This is a genomic window from Jiangella rhizosphaerae, from assembly GCF_003579925.1.
GTDB lineage: Bacteria > Actinomycetota > Actinomycetes > Jiangellales > Jiangellaceae > Jiangella > Jiangella rhizosphaerae.
This window is the reverse complement of sequence record NZ_QUAL01000155.1, coordinates 1-14,053: the sequence shown is the minus strand read 5'-3', so window position 1 is coordinate 14,053 and position 14,053 is coordinate 1. Positions and strand designations below refer to the sequence as shown.

Genomic DNA, 14,053 nt, shown 5'->3' with positions numbered 1-14,053 from the left:
CCGGCACCAGCCGGGACGACAGCCCGTCGGCCAGGACGCCGGCGCCGTCGGCCAGCCGCTGCGCGCCCGGCGCGAGCTCGCCGTTGACGCCCTGGTAGAACTCCTGGGCGCCGGCCCGCAGCTCCCGCGCCCCCGGCGCCAGCTGCCCGCCGAGGCCGTCGGCCAGCTCGCGGGCGCCCGGTGCGGCCTGGTCGGACAGCCCCGTGCTCAGCTGCTGGGCGCCGTCGCGCAGCTGGATCAGCCCGCCGAGCAGGTCCGCCGCGCCGTCACGCAGCCGCAGCAGGTTCTCGTCGATGGTCTGGGCACCCTCGGTGAGCTCGATGCCGGACTCGATGCCGCCCTCGTACCCGGCGACGCCCGTCGCGTACGTCGGGCTGTCCAGCGGCGACACCGGCAGCGCGGACAGCGTGGCCTCCGGGATGACGCCGTCCTCGATGACGGCGGTGTAGCCGAACTCCTGCTCGGCCGAGCCGATCGGCGGGAACAGCGTCAGCGCGTACGTGAGCCGGGTGCCGCCGCGGCCGTCGCCGCCCATGTTCGCCTCGCCCGAGCTGACGTCGGTGAACGACGGCGGCAGCGTGGTGGTCATCGTCCCGACCATCGGGACGTACACCGTCTCATCAGCCGTCACCATGGTGCCGGTGCCGTCGTCGTACTCGATCTCGCGCGTCTCGCCGGTCTCGTTGACGACCCGGTAGCGGACCTCCAGCTCACCGGACTCCCCCACGACGTCCTCGGCGTCGACGACCTCGCCGTCGAGCCGGTACTCCACCGACACCGACAGCGGCAGGTCGCCCTCGAAGTCGGACACGGTGCGCCGGCGCTGCTCGCCGTCGACGTCGGTCCGGAGCACCGCCTCTCCGTCCTCGGTGTCGGTGTCGCCGAAGCCGTCGAGGTTGCGCAGGCCGTCGGTCGTGACGGGGTTGCGCAGGTCGACGCTGCCCGTGCCGGTGAGGTCGAGCTGGTCGTAGACGCGGGCGCGGTCGACGCCGCCGTCGGGGTTCAGGTAGACCTGCACGGTCTCGGTGTTGGTGACGTCGACCTCGGCGGCCGCGGCCGGCGCGAACACGAGGACGGCGGTGACGGCGGTGACGGTGCCGGCGGCCGCCGCGGCGATCCGGCGGCTCATCGCAGCGCCCCTTCCCAGAACGGGCCGCGCGCGGCGTCGTCGCCCTGCTCCCCGGGATCGGCGTCGGACCGGGCCGCGTCGGAGTCGTCGTCGGAGGCGTACCGGCCGCGCTCGCGGGCCCGCTCGTCCTCGATGGTGTTGCCGAGGAACACGGTGGCGAGGAAGCCGAACGCCGCCGCCAGCAGCACCGTCGTCAGCGCCGTCGGCGAGGTCTCGACGAACTCCGGCGGAGCGGCGGTGTAGGCGACCTCGTACGCGCCGACCACCGCGGCCGCCCCGATGAGGAACGACCACAGCGGCAGCCGGCCGGAGGTCAGGAACGCGATGAGCAGGCAGGCCAGCACGACGAGCATCGCGGCGACGCCGCGGCCGCCCGAGGTGTCCGGCAGCCAGGCGGCCCGCAGCGCGTAGCCGATCCAGGCCAGCACCGCGCCGGACAGCAGACCGGCCGCCCGCTCCCACGGTGCCCGGTCCGGGACCACACCGGTCGCGCCGCCCAAGGCGGCTCCGAGCAGGGCGACGTGTTGCAGTTCCAGGCCCAGCCACTCGCCGCCCCAGACCAGCACGCCGGTCGCCACGGCCAGGAACAGTCCTGGCAGGAAATAGCCCCTCATCGCTTCCTCTCCGGCGGACGTCCGCGGCCGCCGTCATCGATGAGGAGACTTCTTACCAGTCAGTAACAAGAAGCGCCAGTACTTCCGGCAAGAAACTGGTCATGCAAGGACAAACGGCGCAAGCGGCTCGGACAGGAGCAACCGGGACCGGCAGCGGAGGCGGCGGAGGGCTGGCACGATAGGGCGCGTGCCGCAGCTCGCCAGACGCCTGCTCGGTGCCGGTCGCAGCTCCGCGGGGCTGCTCGCGCTCGGTACCAGCGTCGCCAACCTGCTCGGATATGCGCTGACGGTGGCCGGCGCGCGGCGGCTCGGACCCCACGAGTTCGGCGCGTTCAGCGCGCTGCTCGCGCTCATCATCGTCGGCAACGTCGCGGCCCTGGCGATCCAGGCGACGACGGCGCGCGCGGCGGCCACCGGCCGGCCGGTCGCACCCGCGGTGAGGTCCGGGCTGGTCCTGGCCGTCGCCATCGGCGTCGGGCTGACGGCGTTGAGCCCGCTCGCCGAGTCGGTGCTGCAACTGCCGTCGCCGGCGCCGGCGATGGCCGCGGCGGTGGCGATCGCGGCGCTCGCGGCGACGGCGCCGTCGCTCGGCATCATCCAGGGCCGCGAGCGGTTCGGGCTGCTGGCGGCGCTGGTGACGATCCAGGCGGCACTGCGCGTCGGCGGCGGGCTGGTCGGCATGGCGCTGGACCCGACCGCGACCAGCGCGCTCATCGGCATCGCCCTGGGCTTCGCCGCCGCGGGCGTCGTCGCCTGGCTGGTCGCGCGGCCGTCGTCGCTGCGCTCGCTGCGCGGCGGGTTCGCCGTCCGGGCGACGCTGTCGTCGGGCGCGATGCTGCTCGGCTTCGTGGTGCTCACCAACATCGACGTGATCCTCGCCCGGCACGTGCTGCCCACCCACATCAGCGGGCTCTACGCCGCCGGCTCGATCTTCACCAAGATCGCCTTCTGGCTGCCGCAGTTCGTGCCGATGCTCGCCTTCCCCGCGCTGGCCGACCCCGCCCGCCGGCGGTCGGCCGTCACGCTCGGGGTGGCCGCGGTGGCCGCGTGCGGAGCGGCCCTGACGGTCCTGTGCTGGCTGGTCGCCGGCCCCGCCGTCGACGTCGTGGCCGGCCCGTCCTACGGCGACGTCGTGCCCTGGGTGCCCGGGTTCGCGGGGCTCGGCGCGCTGTACGCGCTGGCGCACCTGCTGGTGTACGCCCACCTGGCGCAACGCGACCGCTGGACCACCGGCGTGCTGTGGGTGGTGCTGGCCGGGTACGTGCTCGCCGTCGAGCTCTGGGCGTCGACGCTGGCCGGCGTTCTGGTGCCGGGGCTGGCCGCCGCCGGGCTGATCGTGCTGTGGGGGCTGGCCCGCGAACGCCTCGGCGCCCGTTCAGCCCCCTCCCCCGCCACGGCCGCCGGCGACGACCCACCCACCCCCGCCCACCACAGTTGATCTTGGAGTTCTTCGGCCATCTATCGGACATTTCGCCCCACGATCGCCGAACTACTCCAAGATCAACTCGGGCGCGGGGCGAGGGTTGGGGGCGGCGCGGGCCTGGCTGGGGCGGCGGCGCGGGGTCAGCGGCCGGTGCGCCCGAACCAGCGCCGGCGGCCGCTGGTCACACGCGGCGTCGGCGAGGCCGTGTTCGGCGTCTCGGCATCGGTCGGCGACGGCGAGGAGTCCTCGGTGGGCGTCGGCGAGCTCGTGATGGTCGGCGGCTCGGTGGACGGGTCGTCCGTCGGCGTCTGGCAGTCGGGGTCGGTCGACTCCCCCGACGCCGGGTCGAGCACGGTGGTGTCCGTCGGGCACTCGCCGTCGGGATCCTCGGCCGGCGGCTCGGTCGGCTCCTCGGTGGGTTCCTCGGTCGGTTCCTCCGTAGGCTCCTCGGTCGGCTCCTCCGTGGGCGGCGTCGTCGGATCGTCGGTCGGCGGCGTCGTCGGATCGTCCGTGGGCGGCGTCGTCGGGTCGTCCGTGGGCGGCGGCGTGGTCGGCGGCCGGGTCGGCGTCTCCGTCGGGGTCTCGGTCGGCTGTTCCGTCGGCGGCGGCGTGAACGTCGGCGGCGTCGTCGGCTCACTCGTGGGCGGAGTGCTCGGAGGCGGGGTGTTCGGCGGCGTGGTCGGCTCCGGGTCCGGCGGGGTGGTGCCCGGCGGCGTCGGAGTGGGCGTGGGGCTCGGCGAGCCGGACGGGTTCGGCGCGTCGCTGGACGGCGGGGGCAGCGGCGGACCGGCCGGGCCGGGGCCAGGGGTCTCGGTGATGTAGCCGCTGCCGTTGTCGTAGGCGCGGATCCACGCCATGACGTTGTCGACGTACGTCGTCGACGGGTTGTAGCGGAACAGCGCCGCCCGCAGGCCGGCCTCGGTGGCGAGGTTGCCGCCGCCCGCGCACAGGTACTGCGCGGCGGCGAGGGTGGCGTCGAAGACGTTGTGGGGGTCGACGACGCTGTCGCCGTTGCCGTCGGCGCCGAAGGTCTTCCAGGTGCCGGGGATGAACTGCATCGGGCCGACCGCGCGGTCCCAGGTGGTGTCGCCGTCCCAGCGGCCGCCGTCGCTGTCGCTGATGGAGGCGAAGCCGTTGCCGTTCAGGGCGGGGCCGACGATGCGCGGCTGGACGTCGCCGTTGGCCGCGACCTGGCCGCCGTTGGCGTGCCCGGACTCGATCTTGCCGATGCCGGCGAGGATCTCCCAGCGCATGCCGCAGCCGGGGTTCTCGAGCGTCAGCTGCGCCGCGGCGCTCTGGTACGCCTCGAGCACCAGACCGGGAATCCCGAGGCCGCTGGCCAGCGTCTGGGTGACGACGCCCGGCGACGGGGTGGAGCCGACGATGAATCCGGCCGCGACGGCGGCTGCATTGTCGGCGACCACCGTGACCGAGGCCTGACCGTCAGTCGGATCGCTGGAGACGATCGCGTCGCCGCGGCCGTGGAAGATGTCGTCGGGCTCGCTGCCTCCGGGGTACTCGGAGGACGCGACGAGCTCAGCCGGGCCCGGGAGTCCTGCAGCGCCACCTAGGCAGAGGACCCCGGATGTCGCCACGACGGCCCCAGCTGCTCGGAACACAGGTCGCAATGCGGACTCCCGTTCTCACGACGTCCCCACGAGCCTCGCATGTGATCGTCCGTTCGGTCTACCCCACAATGCAAACAGCTGACCAACGTGTGGTTTACACGGACAGGGCACCGAGGGACGTCAGTGGCCCGCCTCGTGCCACGTACGCCCGATTCCGACCGAGACGTCGAGCGGCACCCGCAGCGGGTAGGCCGCACCCATCTCGCGCCGGACCAGCTCTTCCACCTGCTGGCGCTCGCCCTCGGCCACCTCGAGCACGAGTTCGTCGTGCACCTGCAGCAGCATGCGCGAGCGCAGCTTCTCAGCGGCCAGCGCCTGGTCGACGCGGAGCATGGCCACCTTGACGATGTCGGCCGCGGACCCCTGGATGGGCGCGTTGAGCGCCATGCGCTCGGCCATCTCGCGGCGCTGCCGGTTGTCGCTGGTGAGGTCCGGCAGGTAGCGGCGGCGGCCCAGCATGGTCTCGGTCCAGCCGACCATGCGGGCGCGCTCGACCACCTCGCTGAGATAGTCGCGGACGCCGCCGAAGGTCTCGAAGTACTCGTCCATGAGGCCCTGCGCCTCGGCCACCGCGATGTTGAGCTGCCGGGACAGCCCGTACGACGACAGCCCGTAGGCGAGGCCGTAGTTCATCGCCTTGATCTTCGCCCGCTGCGCCGGGCTGACCTCGTCGGCCGGCACGTCGAACACCCGCGACGCGGTGACGGAGTGGAAGTCCATGCCCGACGCGAACGCGTCGATCAGCGCCTGGTCGTCGGACAAGTGCGCCATGATGCGCATCTCGATCTGGCTGTAGTCGGCGCTGAGCAGCGCCTCGCAGCCGTCGCCGACGACGAACGCCTCGCGGATGCGCCGGCCCTCGTCGGTGCGGATGGGGATGTTCTGCAGGTTGGGGTCGGTGGACGACAGCCGCCCGGTGGCCGCGATGGTCTGCACGAACGTGGTGTGGATGCGGCCGTCGTCGGAGACGGAGTTGATGAGGCCCTCGACGGTGACCCGCAGCTTGGACGCGTCGCGGTGCCGCAGCAGCGCGGCGAGGAACGGGTGCTCGGTCTTGGCGTACAGCTCGGCCAGCGACTCGGCGTCGGTGGTGTAGCCGGTCTTGGTGCGCTTCGTCTTCGGCATGCCGAGGTCGTCGAAGAGGATGGCCTGCAGCTGCTTCGGGGACCCGAGGTTGACGTCGCGGCGGCCGATGGCGTCGTAGGCGTCGTCGGCGGCCTGGGCGACGTTGCCTGCGAACTCGGACTCCAGGGCGTGCAGGTGGTCGAGGTCGACGGCGATGCCGGCCCGCTCCATGCCGGCGAGCACCCCGACCAGCGGCAGCTCGACCTGCTCGAGCAGGGTGTGGCCGCCCTTCTTGTCGAGCTCGGCCTCGAGCGCCTCGGCGAGGTCGAGCACGGCGCGTGCGCGGACGGTCTCGTCGGCGCCCAGCTGCTCTTCGTCGCCGCCGTCGAGGGAGAGCTGGACGGCGCCGCCGTTGTCCTCGGCGCGCAGTTCGCGGCTGAGGAAGCGCAGCACGAGGTCGGCGAGGTTGTAGGAGCGCTGGCCGGGCAGGGCGAGGAACGCCGTCAGCTCGGTGTCGGCGGCCAGCCCGTTCAGCGGCCAGCCGCGCGCGGCCAAGGCGTGCATGGGGCCCTTGGCGTCGTGCATGACCTTGCCGCGCGCGGCGTCGGCCAGCCAGGCGGCGACGGCGGCGTCGTCCTCGGGCGTCAGATCGGACGGCTCGAACCAGGCGCCGGCGCCGTCGGACGTCGCGACCGCGAGCTCGGTGACCTCGCCGGTGCCGCGGGCCCAGTGGCCGCGGACGGACACCCCGGCCCGGCCCTCGCCGAGGTGCTCGGCCAGCCAGCCGGCCACCTCGCCGGGGCGCAGGTGCACCGCGTCGATGTCGAAGCCCTCCTCGGCCTCGGGCGCGGTGTCGGGCTCGAGGTATTCGTAGAGGCGGTCGCGCAGCACCCGGAACTGCAGCGTGTCGAAGAGCTGGTGGACGGCCTCGCGGTCCCACGTCTGCCGGACGAGGTCGTCGAGGCGGACGTCGAGCGGCACGTCGCGGACGAGCTCGGTGAGCTGGCGGTTGGTGAGCACCTGGCCGAGGTGGGCCCGCAACGCGTCGCCGGCCTTGCCCTTGACCTCGTCGACCCGCTCGACGAGCCCGTCGAGGTCGCCGAACTCGACCACCCACTTGACCGCGGTCTTCTCGCCCACGCCGGGGATGTTCGGGAGGTTGTCGGACGGGTCGCCGCGCAGTGCCGCGAAGTCGGGGTACTGCGCCGGCGTGAGGCCGTACTTCTCCAGCACCGACTCGGGCGTCATGCGCGACAGGTCGGAGACGCCGCGGCGTGGGTAGAGCACCGTCACGCGGTCGCTGACCAGCTGGAAGGAGTCGCGGTCGCCGGTGCAGATGGAGACGTCGACGCCGTCCTTCTCGGCCATGGTGGCCAGCGTGGCGATGAGGTCGTCGGCCTCGTACCCCTCCTTCTCGAGGTACGGGATGCGCAGCGCCGTCAGCACCTCCTTGACGAGGTCGAGCTGGCCGCTGAACTCCTCGGGCGACTTGGTGCGGTTGGCCTTGTACTCCGGGAAGGCCTCGCTACGGAACGTCTTGCGCGACACGTCGAAGGCCACCGCCACGTGCGTGGGCGCCTCGTCGCGCAGCACGTTGATGAGCATGGACGTGAAGCCGTACACGCCCTCGGTGTGCTGGCCTGTCGTCGTGACGAGGTTGGCGTCCTTCAACGCGTAGAACGCCCGATAGGCCAGCGAGTGACCGTCGAGGAGCAGGAGGCGGGGAGTATCGGTTGCAGCGACCACGCGGCAACCCTAGTAGCCGGGTCCGACATTGGCGCAGGGTCTGCCGAGGGTCGTGCGGAACCGGCCGGCTGAACGTTGGCCGGGTCACCACGTTGGCCGTCCCCCTGCTGCCCATTCTCTTCGCCGCGCATCCGCGCCTCAAGCGGACCAATGGGGCGCTTCGCGCCGGCGAGGATCCGCTTGACCCGCGGCTGCGCGGCCAAGAACGGGCAGCTATCAGGGGGACGGGGGCAGAGCGGGCACGACTCGGCGTTGACGTGCCCGTTTCGCCCCGTTTGCCGGGTTGTAGACGGCGATGATCATCGGCGATCGCCTACATCACGAGGATTTCGTGAGCGTCACCATGACTGTAGGGGTGTTGACGCTGGGGTAATCCTCGTGATGGCCACCGAATCACGGCGAAATCTCACCAGGCGGACGCCCAACAACACCAACGCCACACAGAAGCCGGCCAGACGCCCCGGCAGCCGTCGCCACACTCCCCCCGTCCCCCCTGATAGCTGCCCGTTCTTTGCCGCGGGCGCGCGGGTCAAGTCCAAGCGCCCCAACCACAGCGGAGCCCGACCACAACGCGCGCGGACTTGAGGCGCGCGCCCGCGGCCAAGACAATCGGGCAGCAGGGGGACGGGTCAACGAGACCACGGCCCAACGCGGCCGATCACACGGGCGCACGTCCCGCCGCGGACCGGCGTCTGACGGCCGCGCGATATCGTCCGGCCATGACCGAACGGGCGGACGGCGGCGCGCCCGCCGTCGACTACGACGACCAGGCCACCATCCTGAAGCAGCTGCCGAGGGCGCCGCTCGACGAACGCATGGGCATCGAGTACGTCGAGGTGCGGCCGGAGCGGGTGGTGGCGCGCATGCCCGTCGAGGGCAACACCCAGCCGTACGGTCTGCTGCACGGTGGCGCGTCGTGCGTGCTCGCCGAGAGCGTCGGCTCCGTCGCGGCCATGCTGCACGGTTACCCGGACCGCATCGCCGTCGGCGTCGACCTCAACGCCACCCACCACCGCGGCGTCCGGTCCGGCCACGTCACGGCGGTCGCCACGCCGCTGCACCGCGGCGGCAGCGCGGCGACGTACGAGATCGCGATCACCGGCGACGACGGCCGGCGCGTGTGCACCGCCCGGCTGACCTGCTTCCTGCGCCCGGTCCCCGGCGGGGCCGCCGACGGCGCGTTCCCAGGCACCGCCCCTGCGCCCACGGCGGGCTGACGCCGTCGATGTTCCCCGGATTCGGCACCGTTCTCAACGTCGTCGCCGTGGTCGCCGGCTCCGCCGCCGGCCTGCTCGTCGGTCACCGGCTGCCGCAGCGCACCCGCGACGTCGTCACCGACGCGCTCGGGCTGGTCACGCTGCTCATCGCGGCGATCTCCGCGGCCGCCGTCCTCGACGCCGGGTTCGCCGCCGAGGTCGGCGACTCCGCGACCGTGCTGATCGTGCTGGGCGCGCTGCTGATCGGCGGCATCGCCGGCTCGCTGCTGCGCATCGAGGCCCGGCTGGAGGACGTGGGGTCCGGCCTGCAGCGGCGGCTGTCGCGCGACGGCGACGGCGACTCCCGCAGGCGGTTCGTCGAGGGCTTCGTCAGCACGTCGCTGCTGTTCTGCGTCGGCCCGCTGACCATTCTGGGCTCGCTGTCCGACGGCATGGGGCTGGGCTACGACCAGCTGGCGCTCAAGGCGACGATGGACGGGTTCGCGGCGGTGGCGTTCGCCGCGTCGTTCGGCTGGGGCGTCATGGCATCGGCGCTGGCCGTCGCCGTCGTCCAGGGACTGCTGACGCTGGTCGGCGTGGTCGCCGGGAGCCTGCTCGGCGACGCCTACGTGGCGGCGATCACCGCGACCGGCGGCCTGCTGCTCGTCGGCGTGGCGCTGCGGCTGCTGCGGATGAAGCCGCTGCCGGTGGGCGATCTGCTGCCAGCGCTGATCGTCGCGCCGCTACTTGTCAGTATTGTCGCCGCGATTCGGTCCTGACGTGCAGGAATGCGTGAACGTCACCATGTGGTATCGGTCCGGACTCGGGACCCCTGTGGCAACGGAGACGCCCCAGAAGCGAGTTATGCTCCGGCACGAACGTCTGACGATCGGACGACCGATCTGACGTGTGCCTGCCACACGTGCGGCCGGTCCTGGGAGCGGGAGGTACATCACACGTGCAGAAGCTGGCCAGATGTCTGGGAGCGCTGCTCGCTGTCCTGGCCGCCCTGTTCCTCGCCGCCCCCGCGGCGGCCCAGGGCAGCGGCGAGACCATCCACGGCACGCTCGAGTACCAGGACGCACCGGTCGCGGGCGTCACCATCACGGTCTCCACCGCCGACGGCGAGGAGGTCGGGACCGCGCAGACCGCGGCGGACGGCACCTGGGAGGTGCCGGTCCCCGGTCCGGGCGACTACACCGTGGTGCTCGACGCGGCGACGCTGCCGTCGACGGCGCCCGGGGTCGCCCGCGACACCATCGAGACCACGGTCAACCCGCAGCAGCGCAAGGTCGTGCTGTTCCGCGTCGGCGCGCCCGAGGGCGGCGGCGGCAGCGACCAGCCGTCACCATCGCAGACCGCGCCGCCCCAGGGCGGCGAGGGCGAGGGCGGCACGGAGTCCGGCGCGCCCGAGGGCGGCACCGTCGAGGACGTCACCGTCACGGCCGGCAACAACCAGCTGCTGCAGCTGTTCGTCAGCGGCGTCCGGTTCGGGCTCATCCTCGGCCTGGCCGGCCTGGGCCTGTCGCTGGTCTTCGGCACCACCGGTCTCACGAACTTCGCCCACGGCGAGCTCATCGTGTTCGGCGCGGTCGCGGCGCTGCTGCTCAACCAGGCCGGCATGCCGATCCTGCTCGCCGCGCTGGTGGCCACGCTGCTCAGCGCGGTGTTCGGATGGGGCCAGGACCGCGGGTTCTGGAGGCCGCTGCGCAAGAAACCCACCGGGCTGATCGCGCTGATGATCATCTCGATCGGCGTGTCGCTGTTCCTGCGCTATCTGACGCAGTTCATCATCGGCGGCGGCCGCGAGACTTACGACCAGTACACCTACCAGGACCCCGTCGAGATCGGGCCGCTGAGCATCACGCCGCGCGACCTCATCATCATGGGCATCTGCGCGGTGCTGCTGGCGGCCGTGGCCCTGGCGCTCACGCGGACCCGCATGGGCAAGGCGACGCGCGCCGTCGCGGACAACCCGGCCCTGGCCGCGGCGTCCGGCATCAACGTCGACCGCGTCATCACCGTCGTCTGGACCGTCGGCACGGCACTGGCCGGCCTCTCCGGCATCTTCTTCGGCATGATCCAGGGCGTCGACTACCTCATGGGCATGCGGATCCTGCTGCTGGTGTTCGCCGCGACGGTGCTCGGCGGGCTCGGCACCGCCTGGGGCGCCATGGTCGGCGCGCTGGTCGTCGGCATCTTCATCGAGGTCTCGGCGTACGTGGTCCCATCGGAACTCAAGACGGCCGGTGTGCTGGTCGTGCTCATCCTGATCCTCCTGGTCCGGCCGCAGGGCATCCTCGGCCGCCGCGAGCGGGTCGGCTGAGGCGGAAGGAGCAACGACCATGGACTGGGGAAACATCCTCGAGCTGTCGCTGCGCGAGCTGATCGGCGTCCAGGCGATCGTGTTCGCCCTCGCCGCCATCGGCATCAACGTGCAGTTCGGCTACACGGGCCTGCTCAACTTCGGCCAGGCGGCGTTCGCCGCCGTCGGCGGCTACGGCATCGCCGTCATCGTCACCACGTACGACATGTCGTTCTGGCTCGGCCTGGTGGTCGGCATCGTCGGCGCGATCGTGCTGGCGCTGCTGCTGGGCATCCCGACGCTGCGCCTGCGGGCCGACTACCTGGCCATCGTCACGATCGCCGCGTCCGAGATCGTCCGCCTGGTCGGCCGGTCGGCGTGGGGCCGCGACGTGTTCGGCGGCTCCGACGGCATCACCGGCTTCAGCAACGCGTTCTACGACCTCAACCCGTTCACCGAGCCGTTCGAGTTCGGCCCGTTCCAGTTCCGCGAGCGGGTGCTCTGGGTGCTGGTCGTCGGCTGGGTGCTGGTCGCCGTCTGCACGCTGGTCGTCTGGCTGCTCATGCGCAGCCCGTGGGGCCGCGTGCTCAAGGGCATCCGCGAGGACGAGGACGCCGTGCGCAGCCTCGGCAAGAACGTCTACGCCTACAAGATGCAGTCGCTGGTCCTCGGCGGCGTCATCGGTGCGCTGGCCGGCATGGTCTACTCCCTGTTCCAGGGCGCCATGCAGCCGGACGTGTACGCCACCAACTTCACCTTCTTCGCCTACGCGATCCTCATCCTCGGTGGCGCGGCGACGGTGTTCGGCCCGGTGCTGGGCGCGGCGATCGTCTGGTTCGCCTTCCAGTTCATCGACCTCGCGCTGCGCGGAGCCATTCAGCAGGAGTACATCCCGAGCTGGCTCATGGATGCGAACGACACCGGCGCCGTACGATTCATGTTGACCGGCATCGTCCTGGTGCTCCTGCTCGTGTTCCGCCCGCAAGGCATCCTCGGCGACCGGAGGGAGATCGCGCTCGATGCCCGATGACAACCTGTCCCTGACGGCCAAGCGCGAGGCGGCGGTGACCGCCCTCGCCGACGTGCCGCGCGAGCCGGGAGCCAAGAAGCCCGACCCGATCCTCGTCGCCGACGACGTCAAGCGGCACTTCGGCGGCCTGCTCGCCGTCGACGTCGACCACGTCGAGGTGCAGCGCGGGTCCATCACCGCACTCATCGGCCCCAACGGCGCCGGGAAGACGACGTTCTTCAACCTGCTCACCGGATTCGACCGGCCCAACTCCGGCTCGTGGACGTTCAACGGCAGGTCGCTGCACGGCACGCCGCCGTTCAAGGTGGCCCGGGCCGGCATGGTGCGCACGTTCCAGCTGACCAAGGCGCTGTCGAAGCTGACGGTCATCGAGAACATGCGGCTCGGCGCCACCCAGCAGAAGGGCGAGAGCTTCTGGCGGGCCATGCTGCCGTTCACCTGGCGCAGCCAGGAGGACGCCATCACCCAGCGCGCCGAGGAGCTGCTGGCCCGGTTCAAGCTCGACACCAAGCGCGACGACTTCGCCGGCTCGCTCTCCGGCGGCCAGCGCAAGCTGCTCGAGATGGCCCGGGCGCTCATGGTCGAGCCCGAGCTCGTCATGCTCGACGAGCCCATGGCCGGGGTCAACCCCGCGCTCACGCAGTCGCTGCTCGAGCACGTCTCCAACCTGCGCGAGCAGGGCATGACGGTGCTGTTCGTCGAGCACGACATGGACATGGTCCGCGACATCGCCGACTGGGTGGTCGTCATGGGCCAGGGCAAGATCCTCGCCGAGGGCCCGCCCGAGACCGTCATGTCCGACCCGCGCGTCGTCGACGCCTACCTCGGCGCCCACCACGACCAGTCGCTGGCCGAGCTCGAGGAGCAGCTCGAGACCGGCACGCTGGCCGAGGAGGTCGCCGCCGAACTGGGCCAGGAGCCCGCCGAGACCGTGGCGGTCGAGCGCACCGGCGAGACGAAGGACGGACGATGAGCCAGAGCGAGAGCACCACCGCGGCCGACCGCTCGGCCCACCTGGCCGGCGCCGAGGGCGCCGTCCTGCGCGCCGACGAGGTCGTCGCCTGGTACGTCGAGGGCGTCAACATCCTCAACGGCTGCGACCTCTACTGCAAGCAGGGCGAGATCGTCGGCATCATCGGCCCCAACGGCGCCGGCAAGTCGACGCTGCTCAAGGCGCTGTTCGGGCTGGTCCGGGTGCGCGAGGGCTCGGTGCAGCTCAAGGGCGAGGACATCACCAACCTGCCGGCCAACCAGCTGGTGTCGCGCGGCGTCAGCTTCGTGCCGCAGACGAACAACGTCTTCCCCGGCCTGACCGTCGAAGAGAACCTCGAGATGGGCCTCTACCAGGCCCCGAAGCGGTTCGCCGAGCGGTTCGCGTTCGTCACCGACCTCTTCCCCGCCCTCGGCGACCGCCGCAAGCAGCGGGCCGGCTCGCTGTCCGGCGGTGAGCGGCAGATGGTCGCCATGGGCCGGGCCCTCATGGCCGACCCCAGCGTCATCCTCCTCGACGAGCCGTCCGCCGGCCTCTCCCCCGTCCTCCAGGACGAGGTGTTCATCCGCACCCGCGAGATCAACAAGGCCGGCGTGTCCGTCGTCATCGTCGAGCAGAACGCCCGGCGCTGCCTGCAGATCTGTCACCGCGGCTACGTGCTCGACCAGGGCCGCAACGCCTACACCGGCACCGGCCGCGAGCTCATCAACGACCCCAAGGTCATCGAGCTCTACCTCGGGTCGCTGGCCCGCGCCTGACGGTTCGCCTCGTTCGGCCGCCGGTCCCCGCTCTCGGGGGCCGACGTGCCGTTGTCGTCGGAGTCGTGACGTTCGGCGGGGTTCCCCGTCCCCCTGCTGCCCCATTCTCTTGCCGCGAACGTGCGCGTCAAGCGGACTATTGGCGCTTCGCGCGACGATGACCGCTTG

Annotated in this window: 10 protein-coding genes and 1 pseudogene; 7 read left to right on the top strand and 4 right to left on the bottom strand. The window is 72.0% G+C overall.

Going from position 1 to position 14,053, the window contains the following annotated elements; genetic code table 11:
- Positions 1-1,129, bottom strand: a pseudogene (locus DY240_RS16315) (hypothetical protein); the annotation flags it as partial.
- On the bottom strand, positions 1,126-1,743 hold the full coding sequence (locus DY240_RS16310; RefSeq protein WP_147375359.1) for a hypothetical protein: 618 nt from the start codon (positions 1,741-1,743) through the stop codon (positions 1,126-1,128). The gene DY240_RS16310 and the pseudogene DY240_RS16315, both read right to left, overlap by 4 nt.
- Before the next feature lie 187 nt (positions 1,744-1,930).
- Between DY240_RS16310 and DY240_RS16305 the strand changes: the two genes are divergently transcribed.
- Positions 1,931-3,181 (top strand): lipopolysaccharide biosynthesis protein, encoded by a 1,251-nt coding sequence (locus DY240_RS16305; RefSeq protein WP_119660905.1) that lies wholly within the window; start codon positions 1,931-1,933, stop codon positions 3,179-3,181.
- A 125-nt stretch (positions 3,182-3,306) separates the two neighbouring features.
- Here the strand turns inward: DY240_RS16305 and DY240_RS16300 are convergent, their stop codons facing one another.
- The gene (locus DY240_RS16300; RefSeq protein ID WP_147375358.1) at positions 3,307-4,761 is read right to left on the bottom strand and encodes a lytic transglycosylase domain-containing protein; all 1,455 of its coding nucleotides are present in this window, start codon (positions 4,759-4,761) and stop codon (positions 3,307-3,309) included.
- A gap of 153 nt (positions 4,762-4,914) precedes the next feature.
- Positions 4,915-7,605, bottom strand: a complete 2,691-nt coding sequence (polA, locus tag DY240_RS16295) for a DNA polymerase I (protein WP_119660903.1) — start codon at positions 7,603-7,605, stop codon at positions 4,915-4,917.
- Between the two features lie 719 nt (positions 7,606-8,324).
- Between polA and DY240_RS16290 the strand changes: the two genes are divergently transcribed.
- The 6 genes from DY240_RS16290 to DY240_RS16265 all read left to right on the top strand — a co-directional run bounded on the left by DY240_RS16290 (position 8,325) and on the right by DY240_RS16265 (position 13,885).
- Positions 8,325-8,822 carry a PaaI family thioesterase gene (locus DY240_RS16290; protein WP_119660902.1) on the top strand — a complete coding sequence of 166 codons (498 nt, stop codon included), beginning with the start codon at positions 8,325-8,327 and terminating at the stop codon, positions 8,820-8,822.
- An 8-nt stretch (positions 8,823-8,830) separates the two neighbouring features.
- Positions 8,831-9,580, top strand: a complete 750-nt coding sequence (locus DY240_RS16285) for a DUF554 domain-containing protein (protein ID WP_119660901.1) — start codon at positions 8,831-8,833, stop codon at positions 9,578-9,580.
- A gap of 179 nt (positions 9,581-9,759) precedes the next feature.
- A complete protein-coding gene (locus tag DY240_RS16280; protein ID WP_199701607.1) occupies positions 9,760-11,127 on the top strand; it encodes a branched-chain amino acid ABC transporter permease in 1,368 nt (455 codons plus the stop codon).
- A 19-nt stretch (positions 11,128-11,146) separates the two neighbouring features.
- A complete protein-coding gene (locus tag DY240_RS16275; protein ID WP_119660900.1) occupies positions 11,147-12,136 on the top strand; it encodes a branched-chain amino acid ABC transporter permease in 990 nt (329 codons plus the stop codon).
- On the top strand, positions 12,126-13,109 hold the full coding sequence (locus tag DY240_RS16270) for an ABC transporter ATP-binding protein (RefSeq protein ID WP_119660899.1): 984 nt from the start codon (positions 12,126-12,128) through the stop codon (positions 13,107-13,109). The genes DY240_RS16275 and DY240_RS16270 overlap by 11 nt, the downstream gene beginning before the upstream one ends.
- Entirely contained in the window at positions 13,106-13,885 is a 780-nt protein-coding gene (locus DY240_RS16265) for an ABC transporter ATP-binding protein (protein ID WP_119660898.1), read from the top strand. Before DY240_RS16270 ends, DY240_RS16265 begins: the two co-directional genes overlap by 4 nt.
- Positions 13,886-14,053 lie beyond the last annotated feature (168 nt).

Coding starts and splice junctions, on each gene's coding strand:
- DY240_RS16285 (WP_119660901.1), top strand. CDS start 8,831: ATGTTCCCCGGATTCGGCACCGTTCTCAACGTCGTCGCCGTGGTCGCC.
- DY240_RS16290 (WP_119660902.1), top strand. CDS start 8,325: ATGACCGAACGGGCGGACGGCGGCGCGCCCGCCGTCGACTACGACGAC.
- DY240_RS16310 (WP_147375359.1), bottom strand. CDS start 1,743: ATGAGGGGCTATTTCCTGCCAGGACTGTTCCTGGCCGTGGCGACCGGC.
- DY240_RS16270 (WP_119660899.1), top strand. CDS start 12,126: ATGCCCGATGACAACCTGTCCCTGACGGCCAAGCGCGAGGCGGCGGTG.
- DY240_RS16275 (WP_119660900.1), top strand. CDS start 11,147: ATGGACTGGGGAAACATCCTCGAGCTGTCGCTGCGCGAGCTGATCGGC.
- DY240_RS16265 (WP_119660898.1), top strand. CDS start 13,106: ATGAGCCAGAGCGAGAGCACCACCGCGGCCGACCGCTCGGCCCACCTG.